Source organism: Variovorax sp. J31P179 (assembly GCF_030316985.1).
Classification (GTDB): Bacteria; Pseudomonadota; Gammaproteobacteria; order Burkholderiales; family Burkholderiaceae_C; genus Variovorax; species Variovorax ginsengisoli_B.
This window is the reverse complement of record NZ_JASZYL010000008.1, coordinates 267,138-290,987: the sequence shown is the minus strand read 5'-3', so window position 1 is coordinate 290,987 and position 23,850 is coordinate 267,138. Positions and strand designations below refer to the sequence as shown.

The following is a 23,850-nucleotide window of genomic DNA, read 5'->3' as shown; positions in this document are numbered from 1 at the left end:
CGAAAGTCCAGGAGAAAAAACATGGCCAAAATCATCGGTATCGACCTCGGCACCACCAACTCGTGCGTGTCGATCATGGAAGGCAACACCACGCGAGTGATCGAGAACTCGGAAGGCGCCCGCACGACGCCTTCGATCGTGGCCTACCAGGAAGACGGCGAAGTACTGGTCGGTGCCTCCGCCAAGCGCCAGGCGGTCACCAACCCCAAGAACACGATCTACGCCGTCAAGCGCCTGATCGGCCGCAAGTTCGAGGAAAAGGAAGTCCAGAAGGACATCGACCTGATGCCCTACAGCATCACCAAGGCCGACAACGGCGACGCCTGGGTCGAAGTGCGCGGCAAGAAGCTCGCGCCGCAGCAGATCAGCGCCGAGATCCTGCGCAAGATGAAAAAGACCGCCGAAGACTACCTCGGCGAGCCGGTCACCGAGGCCGTGATCACGGTGCCCGCCTATTTCAACGACAGCCAGCGCCAGGCCACCAAGGACGCCGGCCGCATCGCCGGCCTCGACGTCAAGCGCATCATCAACGAACCGACGGCGGCGGCGCTGGCCTTCGGCCTCGACAAGCAGGACAAGCGCGACCGCAAGATCGCCGTCTATGACCTCGGCGGCGGCACCTTCGACATCTCGATCATCGAGATCGCCGACGTTGACGGCGAAAAGCAGTTCGAAGTGCTGTCGACCAACGGCGACACCTTCCTGGGCGGCGAGGACTTCGACCAGCGCATCATCGACTACATCATTTCCGAGTTCAAGAAGGACCAGGGCGTCGACCTGAGCAAGGACGTGCTGGCCCTGCAGCGCCTCAAGGAAGCCGCCGAAAAGGCCAAGATCGAGCTGTCGAACGGCGCCGCCACCGACATCAACCTGCCCTACGTCACCGCCGATGCCTCGGGCCCGAAGCACCTGAACATCAAGCTCACCCGCGCCAAGCTCGAAAGCCTGGTCGACGAGCTGATCGAGCGCACCATCGCCCCCTGCCGCACCGCCATCAAGGATGCCGGCGTCAGCGTGACCGACATCAGCGACGTGATCCTGGTCGGCGGCATGACCCGCATGCCCAAGGTGCAGGAAAAGGTCAAGGAGTTCTTCGGCAAGGAGCCGCGCAAGGACGTCAACCCCGATGAAGCCGTGGCCGTCGGCGCCGCCATCCAGGGCCAGGTGCTGTCGGGCGACCGCAAGGACGTGCTGCTGCTGGACGTCACCCCGCTGTCGCTCGGCATCGAGACGATGGGCGGCGTGATGACCAAGATGATCACCAAGAACACCACGATCCCGACCAAGTTCGCGCAGACCTTCTCGACCGCCGAGGACAACCAGCCGGCGGTGACGATCAAGGTGTTCCAGGGCGAGCGCGAGATCGCCGCGGGCAACAAGCTGCTCGGCGAATTCAACCTCGAGGGCATCCCGCCGGCCTCGCGCGGCACGCCCCAGATCGAGGTCAGCTTCGACATCGACGCCAACGGCATCCTGCACGTCGGCGCCAAGGACAAGGGCACCGGCAAGGAAAACAAGATCACCATCAAGGCGAATTCGGGCCTGTCCGAGGACGAGATCCAGAAGATGGTCAAGGACGCCGAGCTGAACGCGGCCGACGACAAGAAGAAGGTCGAGCTGGCCCAGGCCCGCAACCAGGGCGAAGCCATGGTGCACAGCGTCAAGAAGTCGCTCGGCGAGCACGGCGCCAGCCTGGACGCCGGCGAGAAGGAAAAGATCGAAGCCGCGATCAAGGACGTGGAAGAAGCCCTGAAGGGCGACGACAAGGCCGCGATCGACGACAAGACCAACACGCTGATGACCGCCAGCCAGAAGCTCGGCGAGAAGATGTACGCCGACGCGCAGGCTGCCGCCGGCGCGGCCGGTGCCGCGGCAGGCGGCGCTGGCGCGGAAGCTGCAAGCGCCCCGGCGGACGACAACGTGGTCGACGCCGAGGTCAAGGAAGTCAAGAAGGGCTGATCTTCACACCCTGAACGAGGCTGGACCCCCTGGCAAGGCGGTCCGGCCTTTTTCGATTTTCTCGCTTTCTGACTCCCGATTTCGCCACCGACCCGACCATGGCCACCAAACGCGACTACTACGAAACCCTCGGCGTGCCCAAGAACGCAAGCGAGGAGGAAATCAAGAAGGCTTATCGCAAGCTTGCGATGAAGCACCACCCCGACCGCAACCACGGCGACGCCGGCAAGGAATCCGAGGCCAAGTTCAAGGAGGTCAAGGAAGCCTACGAAATGCTGTCGGACAGCCAGAAGCGGGCCGCCTACGACCAATACGGGCACGCCGGCGTCGACCCGAACATGCGCGGCGGTCCGGGCGCGGAGGGCTTCGGCGGCTTTGCCGAGGCCTTCGGAGACATCTTCGGCGACGTCTTCGGCGGCGCCCGCGGCGGTCGCCAGGGCGGCGGGCGACAGGTGTTCCGCGGCAGCGACCTCAGCTACGCGATGGAAGTCACGCTCGAGGAAGCGGCCGAGGGCAAGGACGCCCAGATCCGGATCCCGAGCTGGGACGACTGCGACACCTGCAAGGGCTCCGGCGCCAAGCCCGGCACCAAGCCGATCACCTGCACCACCTGCCACGGCCAGGGTGCGGTCCAGATGCGCCAGGGCTTCTTCAGCGTCCAGCAGACCTGCCCGACCTGCCACGGCTCGGGCAAGATCATTCCCGAGCCCTGCACCACCTGCCACGGCCAGGGCAAGATCAAGAACAACAAGACGCTCGAAGTCAAGATCCCGGCCGGCATCGACGACGGCATGCGCATCCGCAGCACCGGCAACGGCGAGCCCGGCACCAACGGCGGCCCGCCCGGCGACCTCTATATAGAGATCAGGCTCAAGAAGCACGAACTGTTCGAGCGCGACGGCGACGACCTGCATTGCGTGGTGCCGGTCAGCATCACCACGGCGGCGCTCGGCGGCGAGATCAACGTGCCGACGCTCAAGGGCGCGGCGGCGATCGACATTCCCGACGGCACCCAGAGCGGCAAGCAGTTCCGGCTGCGCGGCAAGGGCATCAAGGGCGTGCGCTCGAGCTACCCGGGCGACCTGTACTGCCACGTGCGGGTCGAGACCCCGGTCAAGCTGACCGAGCACCAGCGCAAGCTCATGAAGGAGCTCGACGAGTCGCTCAAGAAGGGCGGCGACAAGCACAGCCCGACCGACAAGGGCTGGTTCGACAAAGCCAAGGAATTCTTCAGCTAGCGCATTGCGGCGGCGGCGGCGCCCGGCGCGCCGGCGCGCCGGCAATATACAGGCGGCCTTCGGGCCGCTTTTTTGTTGTCCGCGTATTCCTGTAGGCGCCGGCGGTGGCGCCGGCGTTGGATCGGAAACAGATGATCCCGGCACCTGCACCCAACCTACAAGCCCTGGCGAAGGCGGCCCACAGCCGTGCCGTGCACGAATCGCCGCATGCTCGTAGCATGTGTCCGGTGGCTGCTGCAGCCGGAGGCGGTTTCGCCAATTGCTGCCGCTTTCCGCTGGAACTTTTTTGCAACGATCAAATTCTTATTTCAAAAGCAATTTGCTCGAAGCGTCGTTTGTTCTATGCTTTGATCAAGTTCATGCCCGAGGGTTTTTTCCACAGCGTGCACACATCACCTGGCACCATTCCTGCGAAGAACGATGCGACGTGTGCGGCACGGATTTCCCGGGCAGCGCCCGGCTGACTCGATGGAGGTGTCTATGGTGGATGTCATCAGCAACTTCGCAGCGCGATATGAGCGCACGCGCGAAGAGGTCTTGTCCCTTCAGGAATACCTGGAGATCTGCAAACGGGAGCCTCTGGCCTACGCCACGGCCGCCGAGCGGATGCTCAAGGCGATCGGCGAGCCCGAACTGGTGGACACGCGCAACGACCCCCGGCTCTCGCGCATCTTCGCCAACAAGGTCATCAAGATCTACCCGGCCTTCCGCGAGTTCTATGGCATGGAAGACGCCATCGAGCAGGTGGTCTCCTACTTCCGCCACGGCGCCCAGGGACTGGAAGAAAAGAAGCAGATTCTGTATCTGCTGGGCCCGGTCGGCGGCGGCAAGAGCTCGATCGCCGAGCGCCTGAAGCAGCTCATGGAGCACGTGCCCTTCTATTCGATCAAGGGCTCGCCCGTGAACGAGACCCCGCTGGGCCTGTTCGACGCGGCCGAGGACGGCGAAATCCTCGAAAAGGAATACGGCATTCCGCGCCGCTACCTGCAGCGGATCCTGTCGCCCTGGGCGGTCAAGCGGCTGGAAGAGTTCGGCGGCGACATCCGCCAGTTCCAGGTCGTCAAGCGCTACCCCTCGGTGCTGCGCCAGATCGCGGTCGCCAAGACCGAGCCGGGCGACGAGAACAACCAGGACATCTCCTCGCTGGTCGGCAAGATCGACATCCGCAAGCTCGAGGACTACGCCCAGGACGACCCGGACGCCTATGCCTACTCGGGCGGCCTGTGCCTGGCGAACCAGGGCCTGCTGGAGTTCGTGGAAATGTTCAAGGCGCCGATCAAGGTGCTGCATCCGCTGCTGACCGCCACCCAGGAAGGCAACTTCAAGGGCACCGAAGGCTTCGGCGCCATCCCGTTCGACGGCATCGTGCTGGCGCACAGCAATGAAAGCGAGTGGAAGGCCTTCCGCAACAACAAGAACAACGAGGCCTTCCTCGACCGGATCTACATCGTCAAGGTGCCCTACTGCCTGCGGGTCTCCGAGGAGATCAAGATCTACGAGAAGCTGGTGCGCAACTCGTCGCTCTCGGCGGCGCCCTGCGCCCCCGGCACCTTGCGCATGATGGCCCAGTTCTCGGTGCTCACGCGGCTCAAGGAACCCGAGAACTCCAGCATCTTCAGCAAGATGCAGATCTACGACGGCGACAACCTCAAGGACACCGACCCCAAGGCCAAGTCGATGCAGGAGTACCGCGACTACGCGGGTGTCGACGAAGGCATGAGCGGCACCTCGACCCGCTTCGCCTTCAAGATCATCTCGAAGGTCTTCAACTTCGACAGCAGCGAGGTGGCGGCCAATCCGGTGCACCTGATGTACGTGCTCGAGCAGCAGATCGAGCGCGAGCAGTTCGCGCCCGAGACCGAGCAGAAGTACCTCTCGTACATCAAGGAGCTGATGGCGCCGCGCTATGCGGAATTCATCGGCAAGGAGATCCAGACCGCGTACCTGGAAAGCTACTCGGAGTACGGCCAGAACATCTTCGACCGCTACGTGACCTACGCCGACTACTGGATCCAGGACCAGGAGTACCGCGACCAGGACACCGGCGAGGTCTTCGACCGCGGCTCGCTCAACGCCGAACTCGAGAAGATCGAGAAGCCCGCGGGCATCAGCAACCCCAAGGACTTCCGCAACGAGATCGTCAACTTCGTGCTGCGCGCGCGGGCCGGCAACGCGGGCAAGAATCCGCTGTGGACCAGCTACGAGAAGCTGCGCACCGTGATCGAGAAGAAGATGTTCTCGAACACCGAGGAACTGCTGCCGGTCATCAGCTTCAACGCCAAGAGCAGCGCCGACGAAATGAAGAAGCACGAGGATTTCGTCAACCGCATGGTCCAGAAGGGCTATACGGCCAAGCAGGTCCGCCTGCTGTGCGAGTGGTATTTGCGGGTTCGCAAGAGTTCGTGATGAACTGAAGGAGTTCTGTCCGTGGCCATGCTGCAGCAGATCATCGACCGCCGGTTGTCGGGCAAGAACAAGTCCATCGGCAACCGCGAACGTTTCCTGCGACGCTACCGTGAGCAGATCGGCGAGGCCGTGCGCCGCGCCGTCAGCGGCCGCGGCATCCGCGACCTCGAACAGGGCGAGGACATCACGCTGCCCAAGCGCGATGTCTCCGAGCCCGTGTTCGGCCACGGCCAGGGCGGCGACCGCGAGTACGTGCATCCGGGCAACAAGGAGTATGTCAAGGGCGATCGCATCGAGCGGCCGCAGGGCGGCGGCGGCGCGGGCAAGGGCTCGCAGGCCGGCGACGGCGAAGGCGGCGAGGACGATTTCGTCTTCAGCCTGACCAAGGAAGAGTTCATGCGGGTCTTCTTCGAGGACCTCGCCCTGCCCCACCTGATCCGCACCCAGCTGGCCGAGGTGCCCGAGTGGAAGAGCCACCGGGCCGGCTTCGTGAGCGACGGCAACCCGAGCAACCTGCACGTGGTGCGCTCGATGCGCGGCGCGCTGGCCCGGCGCATCGCGCTGGGCGGCGACTCGCGGCGCGAGATCCGCGAGCTCGAAGCCCACCTGCTGCACCTGCAGCGCAGCCCGCGCGTGGCCGATGCCCTGGTGCAGCGCGAGATCCGCGAGACCGAGGCCAAGCTCGAGGAGCTGCGCAGCAAGGCCAAGCACGTGCCATTCCTCGACCCGATCGACCTGCGCTACCGCAACCGGGTCAAGGTGCCGGTGCCCTCCGCCAAGGCCGTGATGTTCTGCCTGATGGACGTCTCGGGCTCGATGGACGAGGCCCGCAAGGACATGTCGAAGCGCTTCTTCATGCTGCTCTACATGTTCCTGACCCGGCACTACGAGAAGATCGACCTGGTCTTCATCCGCCACCACACCCAGGCCTCCGAGGTCACCGAAGAAGAATTCTTCCATGCCACCGAGACCGGCGGCACCGTGGTCTCGAGCGCCCTGACCCTGATGCTCGACATCGTGCGGGCCCGCTACCCGAGCGGCGAATGGAACATCTACGGCGCCCAGGCTAGCGACGGCGACAACTGGCACCAGGACTCGGGCCGCTGCCGCGAGTTGCTGGCCGACCACCTGCTGCCGCTGGTGCGCTACTACGCCTATGTGCAGGTCGCCGAAGCCGAGCAGAACATGTGGGAGGAGTACTCGCAACTGGCCGAATCCCACAAGAATTTCGCCATGCGCAAGGTCAGCGACGCGCAGGACATCTACCCGGTGTTCCGCGACCTGTTCAAGAAAGAGAGGGGGCCGGCGTGAACGAGACCACGAAGACACGGACGCCATTGCCCAGTCCGTCGGACTGGACCTTCGAGCTGATCGAGCAGTACCACAGCGAGATCGCCCGGGTGGCCAAGGGCTACAAGCTCGACACCTACGCCAACCAGCTCGAGATCATCACGGCCGAGCAGATGATGGACGCCTATGCCTCGGTCGGCATGCCGGTCATCTACCGTCACTGGTCCTATGGCAAGCAGTTCATCGCCACCGAGAAGAACTACCGCCGCGGCCACATGGGCCTGGCCTACGAGATCGTGATCAACTCCGATCCCTGCATCGCCTACCTCATGGAAGAAAACACCATGGCCATGCAGGCCCTGGTGATCGCCCATGCGGCCTACGGCCACAACAGCTTCTTCAAGGGCAACTACCTGTTCAAGATGTGGACCGATGCGTCGTCCATCATCGACTACCTGGTCTATGCCCGAAAGTACATCAGCGAGTGCGAGGAGCGCCACGGCGTCGGGGCGGTCGAGGATCTGCTCGATTCCTGCCACGCACTCATGAACCACGGCGTCGACCGCTACCGCCGGCCGCAGCGCCTGTCGCTGAGCCAGGAGCAGGCCCGGCGCGAGGAACGCGAGCACCATCTGCAGCAGCAGGTCAACGACCTGTGGCGCACCCTGCCGCGCAAGGCCGGCCGAACGTCGGAAGACGAAGAGGCCTCCAGGCGCTTCCCGGCCGAGCCCCAGGAAAACCTGCTTTACTTCATCGAGAAAAACGCACCATTGTTGGACCCCTGGCAACGCGAAGTGGTGCGCATCGTGCGCAAAATCGGGCAGTACTTCTATCCGCAGCGGCAGACCCAGGTCATGAACGAGGGCTGGGCCACCTTCTGGCACTACACCCTGCTCAACACGCTCTACGACGAAGGCCTGCTGGCCGACGGCTTCATGATGGAGTGGCTGCAGTCGCACACCAACGTGGTGTTCCAGCCGCCGGTCGGGCATCGCGCCTACAGCGGGATCAATCCCTATGCGCTGGGTTTCGCGATGTTCACGGACCTGCGGCGCATCTGCGAAAAGCCGACCGAGGAAGACCAGCGCTGGTTCCCCGACCTGGCGGGCTCCAATTGGCTGACCTCGCTCGATTACGCCATGCGCAATTTCAAGGACGAGAGCTTCATCGGCCAATTCCTGTCGCCGAAATTGATGCGTGATTTCCGCTTTTTCACGGTCCGCGACCAGGAAAGCGAGCCCGAGCTCGAGGTTTCCGCCATCCATGACGACAGCGGCTACCGGCAGCTGCGCGAATCCCTGTCGCGCCAGTACGACCTGAACCACCGCGAGCCCAACATCCAGGTCTGGAGCGTGAACCTGCGCGGCGACCGCGCGCTGACGCTGCGCCATACCCAGCACAACAACCGCCCGCTGCACGACAACGCCTCCGAGGTGCTCAAGCACGTGGCGCGGCTGTGGGGCTTCGACGTCCACCTCGAGAGCGTCGACAGCCAGGGCCGGATCAGCCACCGGAAGGTGACCGGGCCGCAAGCGGCCTAGCGGACTGACTGGCGTGGGACTTTGAGCTTGGCGCGGGCCTTCAGCGCCAGGTCGCGGGCGTGGCAGCCCTCGATGTGGTCGTTGACCAGCCCCATGGCCTGCATGAAGGCATAGACCGTGGTCGGGCCGACGAAGCTCCAGCCGCGCTTCTTCAGGTCCTTCGACATCGCGATCGACTCGGGCGAGGTCGTGAAGCTCTGCAGGGCCGCGTGCGTGATCCGCTTCGGCCGAGAGGCCGGATCGGGCTCGAAGCGCCAGGCGTAGGCCGCCAGCGAACCGAACTCGCGGCGCAGTTCGATCACGCGGTGGGCATTGTTGATCGCCGACTCGATCTTGCCGCGATGGCGCACGATGCCGGCGTCGGCCAACAGCCGCTCGACGTCCTTCGGGCCGAAGCGCGCCATCTGCTCGGCATCGAAATCGGCGAAGCCGCGGCGGAAGGCGTCGCGCTTGTTGAGGATCGTGAGCCAGCTCAGGCCGGCCTGGAAGCCCTCGAGGCACAGCTTCTCGAACAGGCGCCGGTCGTCCGTGACCGGGAAGCCCCATTCGCCGTCGTGGTAGCGCTGGTAGAGCGGCGTTGCGGCGCACCAGCGACAGCGCCAGGCGCGGTCTTCGCCTTCGAACAGGCCGGCTCGCTCGACCGTCATCCCGCAGGCTTCCGGAACGACTGCCAGGCGGCCGCGGTCGGCGTGGTGCCCGCGCCGGGCTGCTGCGGCAGGCGGAAGTGGCCATCGACGACCTCGGCCGGCTCTGTGAAGCAGTCCTTGATCCACGGGATGTACTCGAGCACCTCGCAGGCCGGATGCGCGTAGCTCAGGTGCACGTGGACCTGGCTCATGTCGCCCGCGTGCGGCGCCACCGGCAGGCGGAAGGAATGGGCGGTCTCGCACACCTGGAGCACCTCGGTGATGCCGCCCATGCGCGTGACGTCGGGCTGGACCCAGTGGATCGCCTGCTGGGCGAAGAACTCGGAGAAGGCATCGGCGGTGTAGAGCTGCTCGCCGAGCGCGACCGGGATGCGGGTGGCGCGGGCCAGCGCCGCGTGGCCCTTGACATCGTCGTACCACAGGGGCTCCTCGAACCAGAGCAGGTCGAAGGGCTCCGCGCCGCGGCAAAAGCGCAGGCAGGTGGCGAGATCCCACTTGCCGTTGCCGTCGATCGCCAGCGTGACGGACGGCCCGATGGCTTCGCGCACGGCCTCGATGCGACGCAGGTCGCGGTCCACGCTGGAGCCGACCTTGATCTTGATGCCGGTGAAACCGTCATCGACCGCGCGCCGGGCGCCGTCCACCAGTTGCGCGTCGCCGATGCTGAGCCAGCCGATGTCGGTGTTGTAGGCCCGGACCCGCGGCCGCACCTGGCCGCCGAGGAGTTTCCACAGCGGCACGCCGGCCGACTTGGCTTTCAGGTCCCACAGCGCGACATCGATCGCCGCCAGCGACAGCGTCGTGATGCCGGCCCGGCCGATCCATTGAAGCGCGGGGTTGCGCGCCAGTTTCTGCCAGAGGCGACGGACGTCGCCCGCGTCCTCGCCGAGCAGGAGCGGCGCATGGCAGGTCGCGATGCAGCGCGTGATCAGCTGGTCGCCCGCCAAGTCGGCGTGGGTGCCGGTGAAGCCATGGCCGACCAGCCCGTCCTCGGTCTCGATCCGCGCGCCGATCACGCCCCAGTGCGTCAGGGTGTGCGTGCTGTCGGCGATCTGGCCGCCGGTGACCGGCACGTGCAGGATGAAAGGTTCGACCGAGACGATCTTCATTTGGCGCCGCTCACGCGCACCAGCGCCTCGATCGCCAGCGGATAGCCCTTGACGCCGAAGCCGACGATGATGCCGCGCGCCGCCGGCGAGATGTACGAATGGTGGCGGAACTCCTCGCGCGCATGCACGTTGGAGATGTGCAGCTCGACCAGCGGCACGCTGGCGCCCTTGATGGCGTCGTGCAGTGCGACCGAGGTGTGGGTGTAGGCGCCGGGGTTCATCACCACGCCGAGCATCCGGCCGGCGACGACTTCGCGTCCGGCCTCGTGGATCCAGTCGATCAGCTGGCCTTCGTGATTGGACTGCCGGCATTCGATCTCGATACCGAGCGTGGCGCCGGTCTCCAGGCACATGCGCTCGACGTCGGCCAGCGTTTCGTGGCCGTACTGCGCGGGCTCGCGCGTACCGAGGAGGTTGAGGTTCGGGCCATTCAGGACAAGAATCTTTTTCATGGCTCTCTTTTTATCAGGTGCGGCATTGCATTTTCGGCCCGCCCGCCGGATCGGGCAAACGCGGCGGCCGGCCGGCCGCGATCCGGCGCTGGTGCCCGGACCATGAAGCCGCTGCGCATCGATGCCCACCAGCACTACTGGTCGCCGGCACACGGCGACTACGGCTGGCTGGCCGATACGCCCGCCCTGCACGCCATCCACCGGGACTTCACGCCGGCCGACCTGGCGCCGCTGCTGGACCGCGCCGGCATCGACGGCACGGTGCTGGTCCAGGCGGCGCCGAGCGAGGCCGAGACCTGGCGGCTGCTCGCGCTCGCCGCCGAGCCGGCGAGCCGCGTGCGCGCCGTGGTCGGCTGGACCGCGCTGGACGCCGCCGACGCACCCGCGCGCATCCGCCGGCTGGCGCAGCAGCCCCTGCTCAGGGGACTGCGGCCGATGCTGCAGGACCTGCCGGATCCCGAATGGGTGCTCGGCGACGCCCTGCTTCCGGCCTGGTCAGCGATGATCGAACAGGGACTGGTCCTGGACCTGCTCATCAGGCCGCACCAGATCGATGCCGCGCGCCGTCTCGCGCTGCGCCACCCGGGGCTCGCGATGGTGGTGGACCATGGCGCCAAGCCCGCCATCGCGGCCGGCGGCTTCGAGCCCTGGGCCGGCGACATGGCGCGGCTGGCGGCCGAGACGCGGGTCCGCTGCAAGCTGTCCGGGCTGGCCACGGAAGCCGGCCCCGGCTGGCGGGTCGACGCCCTGCGGCCCTATGTCGCGCACCTGCTGCGCCATTTCGGTCCGGCCCGGTTGATGTGGGGCAGCGACTGGCCAGTGTTGAACCTCGCGGGCGACTACCGGCGCTGGCAGGTCGCCTGCGACGAATGGCTGGCCGACCTGCCGGCCCCGGAGCGGGCCGGTGTATGGGGCACGAACGCGGCCCGGTTCTATGGCATAAAGTGAGCGACGCGCCGGGATTCCCCGGCGCCTTTTTACTTTCTGCACGCCATGAAAACCAAAGCCGCCGTCGCCTGGAAAGCCGCCGCCCCCCTGACCATCGAAACCGTCGACCTCGAAGGGCCGAAATTCGGCGAAGTACTGGTCGAGATCAAGGCCACCGGCATCTGCCACACCGACTACTACACCCTCTCGGGCGCCGATCCCGAGGGCATCTTCCCCGCCATCCTGGGCCACGAGGGCGCAGGCATCGTGGTCGACGTCGGCCCCGGCGTCACGAGCCTCAAGAAGGGCGACCACGTCATTCCGCTCTACACGCCCGAATGCCGCCAGTGCAAGTTCTGCCTGAGCCGCAAGACCAACCTGTGCCAGCTGATCCGCGGCACCCAGGGCAAGGGCCTGATGCCCGACGCCACCAGCCGCTTCAGCCTGGACGGCAAGCCGATCTTCCACTATATGGGCACGTCGACCTTCAGCAACTACACGGTGGCGCCCGAGATCTCGCTGGCCAAGATCCGCGAGGACGCGCCCTTCGACAAGGTCTGCTACATCGGCTGCGGCGTGACCACCGGCATCGGCGCCGTGATCTTCACGGCCAAGGTCGAGGCCGGCGCCAACGTGGTGGTCTTCGGCCTCGGCGGCATCGGCCTGAACGTGATCCAGGGCGCGAAGATGGTGGGCGCCGACAAGATCATCGGCGTCGACCTGAACCCGGCGCGCGAGGCGATGGCGCGCAAGTTCGGCATGACGCACTTCATCAACCCCAAGGACATGCCGAATGTGGTCGATGCGATCGTGCAGCTGACCGACGGCGGCGCCGACTACAGCTTCGAGTGCATCGGCAACACGCAGGTGATGCGCCAGGCGCTCGAGTGCACCCACAAGGGCTGGGGCCGCAGCATCATCATCGGCGTGGCCGAAGCCGGCGCGGAGATCAGCACCCGGCCGTTCCAGCTTGTCACGGGCCGCAAGTGGGAAGGCTCGGCCTTCGGCGGCGCGCGCGGCCGCACCGACGTGCCCAAGATCGTCGACTGGTACATGGAAAACAAGATCAACATCGACGACCTGATCACCCACACCATGCCGTTGGAGGACATCAACAAGGGCTTCGACCTGATGAAGCGCGGCGAGTCCATTCGCGGCGTCGTGCTGTACTGAGCATCGCTATGACGCGGATGCAGCCGCTGCGCACGGTCCGGGCCGGCGTGCTCGAGGTCGCCTACTTCGAGACCGGCCCCGCCGACGGGCCGCCCGTGCTGCTGATGCATGGCTTCCCCTACGACATCCACAGCTACGCCGAGGTCGCGCCGATGCTGGCCGAGGCCGGCTGCCGGGTCGTCGTGCCGTACCTGCGCGGCTACGGCGGCACCCGCTTCCTGAGCGATTCGACGCCCCGCTCGGGCGAGCAGGCCGCGCTCGGCGCCGACCTGCTGGCGCTGCTCGACGCGCTGTCGATCCCGCGCGCGCTGCTGGCCGGCTACGACTGGGGCGGGCGCGCCGCCTGCGTGGTGGCCGCGCTATGGCCCGAACGCTGCGCCGGCCTGGTCTCGTTCAACAGCTACAACATCCAGGACATCGCGAAGGCGATGCGCCCCGAAGTGGCAGAGAACGAGCACCGGCTCTGGTACCAGTACTACTTCCACAGCGAACGCGGCCGGGCCGGGCTGGCAGCCGACCGGCGCGGCATCACGCGCCTGCTGTGGCGGCTCTGGTCGCCGACCTGGTCCTTCGACGAAGCCACCTTCGAGCGCAGCGCGGCCGCCTTCGACCATCCCGACTTCGTCGAGGTGGTGATCCAGTCGTACCGCCATCGCTTCGGCCTGGCGCCCGGCGATCCGGCCTATGCCGACATCGAGGCGCGGCTGGCCGCCCAGCCACCGATCGCCGTTCCCGCCATCACCTTCGACGGCGCCGACGACGGCGTGCGGCCGGTGAGCGACGCATCCGCGCACGCGCACCGCTTCACCGGCCCGCGATCGCACCGCATCGTGCCCGGCGTCGGCCACAACATGCCGCAGGAAGTGCCGCGCGTCTTCGCCGACGCGGTGCTCGAACTCCTTTCCGCATCGAATCCATGACCGACAGCCCCAAGACCCTTTCCGAACACCGCTGCTTTGGCGGCACGCTCCGCTTTCTCGAACACGACGCGCGCACGATCGGGCTGCCGATGCGCTTCTCGGTCTTCCTGCCGCCGCAGGCCGCCAACGGGCCGGTGCCGGCCGTGATGTACCTCGCCGGCCTGACCTGCAACGAGGAGACCTTCATGGTCAAGGCCGGCGCCCAGCGGCTGGCGGCCGAACTCGGCCTGGCCTTGATCGCGCCGGACACCAGCCCGCGCGGACCGGCGGTCGAGGAAATCGAAGGCGCGACCGCCAGTTGGGATTTCGGCGTCGGCGCCGGCTTCTATCTCGACGCCACCGAGGCGCCGTGGTCCCGGCACTGGCGCATGGAAAGCTGGATCGTCGACGAACTGCTGCCGCTGGTGGCACGGCAGCTGCCGATCGACGGCGAACGCATCGGGGTCTTCGGCCATTCGATGGGCGGCCACGGCGCCCTGACCCTGGCCCTGCGCCATCCGGGCCGCTTCCGGTCGCTGTCGGCGCTGGCGCCGATCTGCGCACCAACCCGCTGTCCGTGGGGCGAGAAGGCCTTCGGCGGCTATCTCGGCACGGATCGCGCGCAGTGGCTGGCGCACGACGCCAGCGCATTGATGCAGGCGCAGGCGAAGGCGCCCTATCCGCGCGGGATCCTGATCGACCAGGGGCTGGCCGACAAATTCCTCGCCGACCAGCTGCATCCGCAGCACTTCGAGGCCGCCTGCGCGCAGGCGGGCCAGCCGCTCACCTTGCGCCGGCACGCCGGCTACGACCACGGCTACTACTTCGTCCAGAGCTTCGTGGCCGACCATCTGGAGCACCACGGCAACGTGCTGCAGGGCTGAGCACATGTCGCCGCCACCGCTGCCCGAACGCGAGGACATCGCCCTGCTCGAACCCTTCGAGGGCCTGGGGCTGAAGGACATCCGCGTGGTGGCCAGCGCCGAAGACGCGGCGAGCGCCGCCGCGGCCCTGCGCGCCAGCCGGGTGGTGGGCTTCGACACCGAGTCGAAGCCGACCTTCGCCAAGAACGAGGTCTCGGGCGGGCCGCACGTGATCCAGTTCGCCACCCGCGAGCAGGCCTGGCTGTTCCAGCTGCACCGCAGCGAGTTCCACGACACGCTGGCGACGCTGCTCGGTGACCCAGGCCTGACCAAGGCCGGCTTCGGGTTGTCGAGCGACCTGAGCCTGATCCGCCAGCGCTTCGGCGTCGAGCCGCAAGGCGTGCTCGACCTCGACAGCGAATTCCGCCGCCGCGGCTACCGGCGCTCGGTCGGCGTCAAGACCGCCGTGGCGCTGGTGTTCGAGCGCCGCTTCGTCAAGTCGCGCAAGGCCACGACCTCGAACTGGGCCAACCGGCAGCTGACCGACGCCCAGCTGCGCTACGCGGCCAACGACGCCTACGCCGCGATCCGGGTCTTCGACGCATTGGGCCTGCGCGCCTGATTCAGGGCCCGGCCCACCACGCCCGCACCTGCGCCACCAGTTCCGGCAGCGGCGCGGTGGCGTCGACCGCCAGCACGCCCGGCTCGCCGACCGGGGACTCCAGCGTGGCGAACTGGTTGGCGACCAGGCTGGCCGGGAACATGTGGGCGCCGGCCCGCGCCGCCACCCGGCGCTCGGCCTCCGCCGGCGTCAAGGCCAGGAAGACGAAGCGCAGTCCGGGCGCGGCCGCGCGCAGCCGCTCGCGGTAGTCGCGCTTCAGGGCCGAGCAGGTCAGTACCGCGCCTTCGGGCCGGCGCGCCAGCTCGGCGCCGAGGGTCGCGAGCCAGCCGGCGCGGTCGGCATCCGTGAGCGCGATCCCGGCGCGCATCTTGCTGACGTTCTCGGCCGAGTGGAAGTCGTCGCCTTCGATCAGCGGCAGCCCGGCTTCCAGCGCGAGCGCCGCGCCGAGGCTGGACTTGCCGCAACCGGAGACGCCCATCACGACGGTCGAGGTCTGTTTGGGAACGTAAAGCTTAGGCATTCACTCAATTGTGTGTCCATCTCTACTTATGATGGCGGCCTTCTTCCAGAAGTAACAAGTCGTGTCCATGGTACAGCTCGCCCTGCGTCGTCCGTACACCTTCATCGTGATGGCGATGCTGATCGTGCTGGCCACGCCCTTCGTGCTGCTGCGGATGGCGACCGACATCTTCCCGGAGATCAACATTCCGGTGATCAGCATCATCTGGAACTACGGCGGGCTGCCGGCGCAGGAGATGGGCCAGCGCATCGCCGGCCAGACCGAGCGCAGCCTGACGACGACGGTGAGCGACATCGAGCACATCGAGTCGCAGTCGCTGGCCGGCGTGACCGTGATCAAGGTCTTCTTCCAGCCGACCGCCAACATCGAGACCGCCATCGCGCAGGTCGTGGCCTCGATGCAGACCCAGGTGCGGCAGCTGCCGCCGGGCATCACGCCGCCGCTGGTGATCAAGTACTCGGCCTCCAGCATCCCGGTGATCCAGCTCGCGCTGTCGAGCCCGACCCGGCCGGAAAACGCCCTGTTCGATGCCGCCGTCAACCAGTTGCGGCCCCAGCTCATCACGATTCCGGGCGTGGCCGTGCCCTTCCCCTACGGCGGCAAGAACCGGCTGATCTCGGTCGACCTCGACACCCAGGCGCTGCAGGCGCGCGGCCTGTCGCCGGCCGACGTGGTCAACGCGGTCAATGCGCAGAACCTGATCCTGCCCTCTGGCACGGCCAAGTTCGGCGCCACCGAATACAGCGTGCGCCTGAACGGCTCGCCGGAGGTCCTGGCCGGACTCAACGACCTGCCGGTGCGCACCGCGGCCGGCGCCACCACCTACCTGCGCGACGTCGCCAACGTGCGCGACGGCTTCTCGCCGCAGACCAACGCGGTGCGCCAGGACGGCGTGCGCGGCGTGCTGCTGTCGGTGCTCAAGAACGGCGGCGCCTCGACCCTGGACATCGTCGCCAACCTGCGCGCCCTGCTGCCGGTGGCGGCCCAGGGCATGCCGGCGGACATCAAGGTCACGCCGCTGTTCGACCAGTCGGTTTTCGTCAAGGCCGCGGTGCAGGGCGTGGTCGCCGAGGCCGTGATCGCCGCCGCGCTGACCGCCGCGATGGTGCTGCTGTTCCTCGGCAACTGGCGCAGCACGCTGATCATCGCGCTGACGATCCCGCTTTCGATCCTGGCCTCGATCCTGGCGCTCTACGCGCTCGGACAGACGCTCAACCTGATGACCTTGGGCGGTCTCGCGCTCTCGGTCGGCATCCTGGTCGACCAGGCGATCGTGACGATCGAGAACATCGAGCGCCACCTGCACATGGGCACCGAGCTGAACCAGGCGATCCTGGTCGGTGCCGGCGAGATCGGCCCGGCCGCGTTCGTCTCCACGCTGTGCATCTGCATCGTCTTCGTGCCGATGTTCTTTCTCTCGGGCGTGGCCAAGTTCCTGTTCGTGCCGCTGGCGATGGCCGTGGTGTTCGCGATGCTGGCCTCCTACCTGCTGTCGCGCACGCTGGTGCCCACCCTGGTGATGCTGCTGATGGGCAAGCAGACCCACGGCGCCACCGAAGGCAAGGCCAGCCTGCTGCAGCGCGTCTACCGCAGCTTCGACCGCCGCTTCGAACGGGTGCGGCGCGCCTACACGCTGGTGCTGTCGGCGCTGCTGGCGCGGCGCGGCCGCTTCATCGTGCTGTTCCTGGGCTTCTGCCTGCTGTCCTGCCTGCTGTACCCGGTGCTGGGCCGCGATTTCTTCCCGAGCGTGGATGCCGGCCAGATCCGGCTGCACATGCGCGCACCGACCGGCACCCGCATCGAGGAGACCGCGCGCCTGGCCGACGAGGTCGAGGCGGCGATCCGCGAACTGGTGCCGAAGGACCAGCTCGAGACCATTCTCGACAACCTGGGCGTGCCCAACAGCGGCATCAATCTGTCGTACAGCAACGCCGGCACCATCGGCACGCTGGACGGCGAGATCCTGCTGTCGCTGCGCGACGGCCACCGGCCGACCGAGGAGTTCGTCTCGCTGCTGCGCGCCGAGCTGCCCAAGCGCTTCCCGGGCACCGAGTTCTTTTTCCAGCCGGCCGACATCGTCACCCAGATCCTCAATTTCGGCCTGCCGGCCGCGATCGACGTCCAGTTCAGCGGCAACGACGTCGCCGGCAATGCGGCCCGCGCGGCCGAGCTGGTGAAGGCGATCCGCAAGATCCCGGGCGCGGTCGACGCCCACGTCCACCAGCGGCTCGACGGCCCCGGCCTCAACCTGCAGATGGACCGCAGCCGCCTGCAGCAGTTCGGCCTGACAGCGCAGAACGTCGGCCAGAACGTGCTGATCGCGCTGTCGGGCAGTTCGCAGACCCAGCCGGCGTTCTGGCTCAACCCGCAGAACGGCGTGGTCTACAACATCGCGGTGCAGACGCCGCAGTACGCGGTCGACTCGCTCGACTCGCTGCTCAATCTGCCCATCGGCGGCGGCGGCGCGGCCGGCAGCGCACCGCCGCAACTGCTGGGCAACCTGGTGGAGGCGCAGCAGGGGCGGCAGCCGGCCGTGGTGTCGCGCTACAACATCCAGCCGGTGGTCGATGTCTATGTCAGCGTGCAGGGCGCCGACCTCGCGAGCGTGGCGACCAAGGTGCAGGCGCTGGTCGACGAGCTGCGGCCGCGGCTCGCGCGCGGCAGCCAGGTGGCGGTGCGCGGCCAGGTCCAGACCATGCAGTCGTCGTTCATCGGGCTCGGGGTCGGGCTGGCGATGGCGATCGTGCTGGTCTACCTGCTGATCGTGGTCACCTTCCAGTCCTGGCTCGACGCCGCGATCATCATCACCGCCCTGCCCGCGGCGCTGGCCGGCATCGCCTGGATGCTGTTCATCACCGGCACCACGCTCAGCGTGCCGGCGCTGACCGGGGCCATCATGACCATGGGCGTGGCCACCGCCAACAGCATCCTGCTGGTGGCCTTCGCGCGCGAGCGCCTGGCCGCCGGCATCCCGCCGCTGTCGGCGGCGCTGGAAGCGGGCGCCACCCGGATCCGGCCGGTGCTGATGACCGCGCTGGCGATGATCATCGGCATGATCCCGATGGCACTCGGCCTCGGCGAAGGCGCCGAGCAGAATGCCCCGCTGGGCCGCGCCGTGATCGGCGGCCTGCTGTTCGCGACCGTCTCGACCTTGTTCTTCGTGCCCGCCGTCTATGCCGAGATCCACAGCCGCCGGGCCCACCGCCAGGCCGCTCGCGACGCGGCCGCCGCACCTCATTCGCTCGGGGCCGCGCCCCAGGAGACCTGAATCAATGACCGACCAACGCCATGCGGCCTTGGGCATCCACCCGATCGCCGCCGACGAGGACGGGGGCCACGACAACCTGCCCCGCCGGCGCCAGATCGTGCGCAGCACCCGCATCGCCGTGCTGCTCGTGCTGGCGCTGCTGGCGATCGGCGCCGCGCGCACCGTCTATCTGCGCGTCGCCAACGCCCGCGCCCTGGAGGCCGGCACCGCCGAGCGCGCCACCCAGTACGTGAAGACCGCCCTGCCCCAGACCGCGGGCAGCGGCCAGACGCTGGCGCTGCCCGGCACGCTGCAGGGCTTCACGCAGTCGCCGATCTCGGCCCGCGCCAGCGGCTATCTCAAGCGCTGGACCCGGGACATCGGCAGCCGGGTCGAGAAGGGCGAGCTGCTGGCCGAGATCGAGACGCCCGAGATCGACCAGCAGCTGTCGCAGGCGATCGCGGCCCGCCAGCAGGCGGCCGCTGCGCTCGAGCTCGCGAAAAGCACGGTGGCCCGCTGGGAGGGGCTGCGCAAGAAGGACGTGGTCTCGCAGCAGGACCTCGACGAACGCCGCGGCGCCCTGGCCCAAGCCAGCGCCAACCTGGCGGCGGCCGACGCCAACGTGCAGCGGCTGCGCCAGACCGAGGGATTCAAGCGCGTGCTGGCGCCCTTCGCGGGCGTGATCACGCGGCGCAACGTCGACGTCGGCGACCTGATCGATGCCGGCGCGGGCAACGGCGGCCGGGCGCTGTTCCAGCTCGCCCAGACCGATCCGCTGAGGGTCTACATCAATGTGCCGCAGGCCTACGCCCAGCTCGTGAAGGAAGGCCAGCCGGTCGTCGTCACCCAGACCGAACTGCGCGGCCAGAGCTTCAAGGGCCAGGTGGCGCGGACCTCGGGCGCGATCGATTCGACCACCCGCATGATGCAGGTCGAGGTCGCGCTGCCGAACAAGGAAGGCATCCTGCTGCCGGGCGCCTACGTGCAGGTCTCGCTGCCGCTGACGCCCAGCCGCGCGCTGAGCATTCCCGCCAATGCGCTGCTGTTCCGCGCCGAAGGCACGCGGGTTGCGGTGGTCGACGCCGAGGGCAAGGTGCGGCTGCGCGGTGTCAGCATCGGGCGCAACTACGGTGACACGGTGGAAGTGATCGATGGCATCTCGGGCAGCGACAGGTTGGTGCTGAACCCCTCGGATTCGCTGGCCGAAGGCGACCTGGTCACGGTCGCGAAGGAGCCGGCGTGAGTCTTCGCCGGTTGTCGTCGGTGGCCGCCGCCGTATTGCTCGCCGGCTGCGTCGCCGGGCCCGACTACCGCAAGCCGGAGGTCGAGGTGCCGGTCAGCTGGCAGCTCGAGCAGCCCTGGCGCCAGGCGTCGCCCGGCGATGCCGAGGCCAAGGGCCCGTGGTGGCGGCGCTTCGACGACCCGACGCTCGATGCGCTGCAGGAGAAGGCGCTTGCCAACAGCCCGACGCTCGACCTGGCAAGCGCCCGGCTGGCGCAGGCGCGGGCCACGCTGGCGGGCGCCGAATCGGGCCGCTCGCCGCAGCTGGGCCTGGGTTCGCGCGCCTCGCGGCTCAAGATCTCGGCCAACCGGCCGCTCACCAACTACGCCACCAACAACTATTCGACGGTCCAGAACGACTTCGCGCTGACCCTGGTCGCCAGCTACGAACTCGACCTCGCGGGCCGGGTGCAGCGCACGGTCGAGGGCGCCACCGCCTCGGCCGCGCAATCGGCCGCCGACCTCGAGAACACCCGGCTCCTGCTGACCGCCGACCTGGCCTCGGCCTACTTCAGCCTGCGCGCCACCGACCTGGAGCTCGACGTGGTCGCTCGCTCGATCGAGGTCCAGCGTCGGGCCCTCCAGTTCGTGACCGACCGCCACGAAGGCGGCGCGGTGTCGGGCCTCGACGTGGCGCAGCAGCAGGCGCTGCTGGACAACACGCTGACCCAGGTCGACCTGCTGAAGCGGCTGCGGTCGCAGTTCGAGCATGCGATCGCGACCCTGACCGGCACACCGGCGCCGAACTTCGCGCTGGCACCGGACATCCAGCCGCTGCGGCCGCCGGCGATCCCGCTCGGCGTTCCGTCGGACGCGCTGGAGCGCCGGCCCGATGTCGCCGCCGCCGAGCGCGCGATGGCCGCGGCCAACGCGCAGATCGGCGTCGCCACCGCGGCCTTCTACCCGAGCGTGAACCTGCTGCCCACGGGCGGCGTCGACAGCCGCAGCCTGTCGACCCTGTTCGATGCCCAGAGCGTGCTGTGGTCGATCGGCGTCTCGGCGACCCAGACGATCTTCGACGGCGGCCGCATCCGCGCCAACGTCGACTTCACCAAGGCCGGCTACGACGCCACCGTCGCCAGCTACCGCCGGGTGGTGCTGACCGCGATGCAGGAGGCCGAGGACGGCATCACCGGCCTGGCGTCGCTCGAACGCGCCGCGGCGCAGTCGCAGACGGCGGTGGCCAGCGCGCGCCGGGTGCTCGACATGTCGGCCAGCCGCTACGAGGGCGGCGCCACCACCTTCCTCGACGTCATCACGGCCCAGCAGGCGCTGTTGAACATCGAGCGCCAGGCGGCCCAACTTTCCGGGCAGCGCATGCTGGGCACGGTGTTCCTGGTGAAGGCGCTGGGCGGCGACTGGTGCGGCGTCGAAGCGCGCGGGGCCGGCGGCGGGGGCACCAGCGCTAGAACAGACTGCCCTGCCCCGCTGCGCCAGGTGGTCGGAACGCGCTGAGGTCGAGCCCGATGCGCTGGCGGTTGAAGCCGATGCGGTTCGTCGCCTTCTCGAAGCGCTGGCGGATCAGGTCGGCCCACAGGCCGCTGCCCTTCATGCGGGTCGCGAAGTCGGCGTCGTAGTCCTTGCCGCCGCGCATCTCGCGGATGCGCGCCATGATGCGATCGGCCCGCTGCGGGTAGTGCAGTTCGAGCCACTGCTTGAACAGCGGCGCGACCTCCCAGGGCAGCCGGACCACGGTGTAGAAGGCGCAGCGCGCGCCGGCCTCCCAGGCGGCTTCGAGCACCTGCTCCATGTCCTCGGTGACGAAGGGAATCTGCGGCGCCACGCTGACGCCCACCGGCACGCCGGCGTCGGCCAAGGTGCGCAGGGTGCGCAGCCGGCGGTGCGGCGCGGCGGCCCGCGGCTCGAGCTTTCGCGCCAGTTCGGCGTCGAGCGTGGTGATCGTGACGTAGACCGCGGCCAGCCGGTCGGCCGCCATCGGTGCGATCAGGTCGAGGTCGCGCTCGACTGCGCTGGACTTGGTGACGAGGCCGAAGGGATGGCGGGACTCCTTCAGCACTTCGATCACCGAACGCGTGAGCCGCAGCTCGCGTTCGATCGGCTGGTAGCAATCGGTCGCGGTGCCGATCGCGATCTGGCTCGGCCGGTAGGCCTTGCGGCCCAGTTCGGCGCGCAGCACCTCGGCGACGTTGCGCTTCGCGATCAGCTTGGTCTCGAAGTCCAGGCCGGGCGAGAGGTTGAGGTAGCTGTGGGTGGGCCGGGCGAAGCAATAGATGCAGCCGTGCTCGCAGCCCCGGTAGGGGTTGAGCGAGCGGTCGAACGGAATGTCAGGCGAGTCGTTCTCGCTCAAGACCGATTTCACGTCCTCGAAGCGGACCTCGGTCTGCACCGGCTGGAGGCCCGCGGCTTCGGCCTCGCCCTCTTCCAGCGTGCCCCAGCCGTCGTCGAAGGCGTCGCGCACGTCGCGCTCGAAACGATGCGGCAGGCGCGTCGCGGCGCCGCGGCCCTTGAGGGCGTGGACGGGGATGAAGCTGTCGCCCATGGCGCCTCCGAATACTGTATGAAATTACAGTATTCCATGTTTTGGCGGCAGGCGCAGCAACGAACTGCAACGAGCCGGGCTGCGCTAAGCTGCAAGTCCCACCGATCGTTCCCCATGCCCCGCCGTCCCGAAAACCTCTACCCCCAGTACCACGCCCACCTCTACTTCGGCCCTGAGACGGTCGCCCAGGCGCGCCGGATCGCCGAGCAGGCGGGGCGCGAGTTGCTGGTGGTGGTCGGCCGCGTGCACGAAAAACTCGTCGGCCCGCATCCGCACTGGAGCTGCCAGATCGCCTTCGACGCCGCCGAGTTCGATGAAGTGATTGCCTGGCTGGAGGCCCACCGCGAGGGACTCGACGTCTTCGTGCACGGCCTCACCGGCGACGACTACCAGGACCACACGGCGCATGCGATGTGGCTCGGCAACGAATCCACGCTGGACCTCCGCATGTTCAGCCGCCCGCCCGGCTGACACGCCGGCGACCCCTCAGAACTCCGCATCCAGCTCGTCGATTTCCTCCGGCTCCTGCTTCGCCGCCTTGATCCATTCCTGCATCGCCGGCAGTTCGATGATCCGCTTGCAGTAGCCGGCGCAAACCGTGTCCAGGGTCACGTCGTAGGTCATGAAGCGCGTCACCACGGGCGCATACATCGCGTCGGCGATGCAGGGCTGCTTGCCGAACAGGTACGGGCCGCCGTAGGCTTTCAGGCACTCGCGCCAGATCGCGACCACGCGGTCGATGTCGGCCTGCGCGCGCGACCAGATCTTGAAGTTCGGGAACCTGGCCTTGACGTTCATCGGCAGCGAGCTGCGCATCGCGCTGAAGCCCGAATGCATCTCGCCGCAGATCGCCCGGCAATGGGCTCGGGCCTTGGCATCGGCCGGCAGCAGTCCGGCCTTGGGCTTGATCTCGTTGAGGTATTCGCCGATCGCCAGCGTGTCCCAGACCTTGATGCCGGCATGCTCGAGCGACGGCACCAGCATCGACGACGACAGCAGCAGCATCTCGGCCTTCATCGCCGGGTCGTCGGGCGGAATCACCTTCTCGCTGAAATCCAGGCCCGCGAGCCGGCACATCAACCAGCCGCGCAACGACCACGCGCCGTAGTTCTTGCTGCTGATGGTGAGGACGGGTTTGGCCATGGAGACTCCTGGGCTGCCGGATCGGCTCTTCAC

Annotated in this window: 21 protein-coding genes; 15 read left to right on the top strand and 6 right to left on the bottom strand. The window is 67.7% G+C overall.

Features of this window, described 5'->3' with window-relative positions:
* Window positions 1–21: 21 nt before the first annotated feature.
* The 6 genes from dnaK to QTI17_RS22340 all read left to right on the top strand — a co-directional run bounded on the left by dnaK (window position 22) and on the right by QTI17_RS22340 (window position 8,434).
* On the top strand, window positions 22–1,959 hold the full coding sequence (dnaK, locus tag QTI17_RS22365) for a molecular chaperone DnaK (protein ID WP_286535690.1): 1,938 nt from the start codon (window positions 22–24) through the stop codon (window positions 1,957–1,959).
* Window positions 1,960–2,057: 98 nt separating this feature from the next.
* The gene (dnaJ, locus tag QTI17_RS22360) at window positions 2,058–3,197 is read left to right on the top strand and encodes a molecular chaperone DnaJ (protein ID WP_286535689.1); all 1,140 of its coding nucleotides are present in this window, start codon (window positions 2,058–2,060) and stop codon (window positions 3,195–3,197) included.
* Between the two features lie 131 nt (window positions 3,198–3,328).
* A complete protein-coding gene (locus QTI17_RS22355) occupies window positions 3,329–3,661 on the top strand; it encodes a hypothetical protein (RefSeq protein WP_286535688.1) in 333 nt (110 codons plus the stop codon).
* A gap of 19 nt (window positions 3,662–3,680) precedes the next feature.
* The gene (locus tag QTI17_RS22350) at window positions 3,681–5,603 is read left to right on the top strand and encodes a PrkA family serine protein kinase (protein ID WP_286526450.1); all 1,923 of its coding nucleotides are present in this window, start codon (window positions 3,681–3,683) and stop codon (window positions 5,601–5,603) included.
* 27 nt (window positions 5,604–5,630) lie between these two features.
* On the top strand, window positions 5,631–6,914 hold the full coding sequence (locus tag QTI17_RS22345; protein ID WP_478139407.1) for a YeaH/YhbH family protein: 1,284 nt from the start codon (window positions 5,631–5,633) through the stop codon (window positions 6,912–6,914).
* Window positions 6,818–8,434: a SpoVR family protein gene (locus QTI17_RS22340; RefSeq protein ID WP_503011093.1), complete on the top strand. Its 1,617-nt coding sequence runs from the start codon at window positions 6,818–6,820 to the stop codon at window positions 8,432–8,434. Before QTI17_RS22345 ends, QTI17_RS22340 begins: the two co-directional genes overlap by 97 nt.
* On the opposite strand, the gene QTI17_RS22335 is transcribed toward QTI17_RS22340, so the two are convergent.
* Genes QTI17_RS22335 through aroQ form a run of 3 tightly spaced genes read right to left on the bottom strand, consistent with a single transcriptional unit; the run spans window position 8,431 to window position 10,642 of the window.
* Window positions 8,431–9,081, bottom strand: coding sequence for a DNA-3-methyladenine glycosylase I (locus tag QTI17_RS22335; RefSeq protein ID WP_286535684.1), 651 nt, complete (start codon window positions 9,079–9,081; stop codon window positions 8,431–8,433). The two genes, QTI17_RS22340 and QTI17_RS22335, sit on opposite strands and share 4 nt — an antisense overlap.
* Window positions 9,078–10,190 (bottom strand): mandelate racemase/muconate lactonizing enzyme family protein, encoded by a 1,113-nt coding sequence (locus tag QTI17_RS22330; RefSeq protein WP_286535683.1) that lies wholly within the window; start codon window positions 10,188–10,190, stop codon window positions 9,078–9,080. The genes QTI17_RS22335 and QTI17_RS22330 overlap by 4 nt, the downstream gene beginning before the upstream one ends.
* Window positions 10,187–10,642 carry a type II 3-dehydroquinate dehydratase gene (aroQ, locus tag QTI17_RS22325; protein ID WP_286535682.1) on the bottom strand — a complete coding sequence of 152 codons (456 nt, stop codon included), beginning with the start codon at window positions 10,640–10,642 and terminating at the stop codon, window positions 10,187–10,189. Before aroQ ends, QTI17_RS22330 begins: the two co-directional genes overlap by 4 nt.
* Window positions 10,643–10,753: 111 nt before the next feature.
* Between aroQ and QTI17_RS22320 the strand changes: the two genes are divergently transcribed.
* Genes QTI17_RS22320 through QTI17_RS22300 form a run of 5 tightly spaced genes read left to right on the top strand, consistent with a single transcriptional unit; the run spans window position 10,754 to window position 15,126 of the window.
* On the top strand, window positions 10,754–11,590 hold the full coding sequence (locus QTI17_RS22320; RefSeq protein WP_286535717.1) for an amidohydrolase family protein: 837 nt from the start codon (window positions 10,754–10,756) through the stop codon (window positions 11,588–11,590).
* Between the two features lie 45 nt (window positions 11,591–11,635).
* Window positions 11,636–12,742, top strand: coding sequence for an S-(hydroxymethyl)glutathione dehydrogenase/class III alcohol dehydrogenase (locus tag QTI17_RS22315; protein ID WP_286535681.1), 1,107 nt, complete (start codon window positions 11,636–11,638; stop codon window positions 12,740–12,742).
* 8 nt (window positions 12,743–12,750) lie between these two features.
* Complete coding sequence (locus QTI17_RS22310; protein ID WP_286535680.1) at window positions 12,751–13,662, top strand: alpha/beta fold hydrolase; 912 nt, start codon at window positions 12,751–12,753, stop codon at window positions 13,660–13,662.
* Complete coding sequence (gene fghA / locus QTI17_RS22305; protein ID WP_286535679.1) at window positions 13,659–14,525, top strand: S-formylglutathione hydrolase; 867 nt, start codon at window positions 13,659–13,661, stop codon at window positions 14,523–14,525. Before QTI17_RS22310 ends, fghA begins: the two co-directional genes overlap by 4 nt.
* A gap of 4 nt (window positions 14,526–14,529) precedes the next feature.
* Window positions 14,530–15,126: a 3'-5' exonuclease gene (locus QTI17_RS22300; protein ID WP_286535678.1), complete on the top strand. Its 597-nt coding sequence runs from the start codon at window positions 14,530–14,532 to the stop codon at window positions 15,124–15,126.
* Window position 15,127: 1 nt separating this feature from the next.
* Here the strand turns inward: QTI17_RS22300 and QTI17_RS22295 are convergent, their stop codons facing one another.
* Window positions 15,128–15,646 (bottom strand): gluconokinase, encoded by a 519-nt coding sequence (locus QTI17_RS22295; RefSeq protein WP_286535676.1) that lies wholly within the window; start codon window positions 15,644–15,646, stop codon window positions 15,128–15,130.
* Between the two features lie 61 nt (window positions 15,647–15,707).
* Here QTI17_RS22295 and QTI17_RS22290 point away from each other — a divergent pair, with 61 nt between their 5' ends.
* Genes QTI17_RS22290 through QTI17_RS22280 form a run of 3 tightly spaced genes read left to right on the top strand, consistent with a single transcriptional unit; the run spans window position 15,708 to window position 21,629 of the window.
* Entirely contained in the window at window positions 15,708–18,914 is a 3,207-nt protein-coding gene (locus tag QTI17_RS22290; RefSeq protein ID WP_286535675.1) for an efflux RND transporter permease subunit, read from the top strand.
* Window positions 18,915–18,918: 4 nt separating this feature from the next.
* Window positions 18,919–20,136: an efflux RND transporter periplasmic adaptor subunit gene (locus tag QTI17_RS22285; RefSeq protein ID WP_286535674.1), complete on the top strand. Its 1,218-nt coding sequence runs from the start codon at window positions 18,919–18,921 to the stop codon at window positions 20,134–20,136.
* Window positions 20,133–21,629: an efflux transporter outer membrane subunit gene (locus QTI17_RS22280; protein WP_286535672.1), complete on the top strand. Its 1,497-nt coding sequence runs from the start codon at window positions 20,133–20,135 to the stop codon at window positions 21,627–21,629. Before QTI17_RS22285 ends, QTI17_RS22280 begins: the two co-directional genes overlap by 4 nt.
* Here the strand turns inward: QTI17_RS22280 and QTI17_RS22275 are convergent.
* Entirely contained in the window at window positions 21,580–22,674 is a 1,095-nt protein-coding gene (locus tag QTI17_RS22275) for a PA0069 family radical SAM protein (protein WP_286535670.1), read from the bottom strand. The two genes, QTI17_RS22280 and QTI17_RS22275, sit on opposite strands and share 50 nt — an antisense overlap.
* 114 nt (window positions 22,675–22,788) lie before the next feature.
* Here QTI17_RS22275 and QTI17_RS22270 point away from each other — a divergent pair, with 114 nt between their 5' ends.
* Complete coding sequence (locus QTI17_RS22270) at window positions 22,789–23,145, top strand: DOPA 4,5-dioxygenase family protein (RefSeq protein ID WP_286535669.1); 357 nt, start codon at window positions 22,789–22,791, stop codon at window positions 23,143–23,145.
* Window positions 23,146–23,160: 15 nt separating this feature from the next.
* On the opposite strand, the gene QTI17_RS22265 is transcribed toward QTI17_RS22270, so the two are convergent.
* Entirely contained in the window at window positions 23,161–23,817 is a 657-nt protein-coding gene (locus QTI17_RS22265; protein WP_286535668.1) for a glutathione S-transferase, read from the bottom strand.
* Window positions 23,818–23,850: the final 33 nt, after the last annotated feature.

Coding starts and splice junctions, on each gene's coding strand:
- dnaK (WP_286535690.1), top strand. CDS start 22: ATGGCCAAAATCATCGGTATCGACCTCGGCACCACCAACTCGTGCGTG.
- dnaJ (WP_286535689.1), top strand. CDS start 2,058: ATGGCCACCAAACGCGACTACTACGAAACCCTCGGCGTGCCCAAGAAC.
- QTI17_RS22355 (WP_286535688.1), top strand. CDS start 3,329: ATGATCCCGGCACCTGCACCCAACCTACAAGCCCTGGCGAAGGCGGCC.
- QTI17_RS22345 (WP_478139407.1), top strand. CDS start 5,631: ATGCTGCAGCAGATCATCGACCGCCGGTTGTCGGGCAAGAACAAGTCC.
- QTI17_RS22335 (WP_286535684.1), bottom strand. CDS start 9,081: ATGACGGTCGAGCGAGCCGGCCTGTTCGAAGGCGAAGACCGCGCCTGG.
- QTI17_RS22330 (WP_286535683.1), bottom strand. CDS start 10,190: ATGAAGATCGTCTCGGTCGAACCTTTCATCCTGCACGTGCCGGTCACC.
- aroQ (WP_286535682.1), bottom strand. CDS start 10,642: ATGAAAAAGATTCTTGTCCTGAATGGCCCGAACCTCAACCTCCTCGGT.
- QTI17_RS22315 (WP_286535681.1), top strand. CDS start 11,636: ATGAAAACCAAAGCCGCCGTCGCCTGGAAAGCCGCCGCCCCCCTGACC.
- QTI17_RS22310 (WP_286535680.1), top strand. CDS start 12,751: ATGACGCGGATGCAGCCGCTGCGCACGGTCCGGGCCGGCGTGCTCGAG.
- fghA (WP_286535679.1), top strand. CDS start 13,659: ATGACCGACAGCCCCAAGACCCTTTCCGAACACCGCTGCTTTGGCGGC.
- QTI17_RS22300 (WP_286535678.1), top strand. CDS start 14,530: ATGTCGCCGCCACCGCTGCCCGAACGCGAGGACATCGCCCTGCTCGAA.
- QTI17_RS22295 (WP_286535676.1), bottom strand. CDS start 15,646: ATGCCTAAGCTTTACGTTCCCAAACAGACCTCGACCGTCGTGATGGGC.
- QTI17_RS22285 (WP_286535674.1), top strand. CDS start 18,919: ATGACCGACCAACGCCATGCGGCCTTGGGCATCCACCCGATCGCCGCC.
- QTI17_RS22275 (WP_286535670.1), bottom strand. CDS start 22,674: ATGGGCGACAGCTTCATCCCCGTCCACGCCCTCAAGGGCCGCGGCGCC.
- QTI17_RS22270 (WP_286535669.1), top strand. CDS start 22,789: ATGCCCCGCCGTCCCGAAAACCTCTACCCCCAGTACCACGCCCACCTC.
- QTI17_RS22265 (WP_286535668.1), bottom strand. CDS start 23,817: ATGGCCAAACCCGTCCTCACCATCAGCAGCAAGAACTACGGCGCGTGG.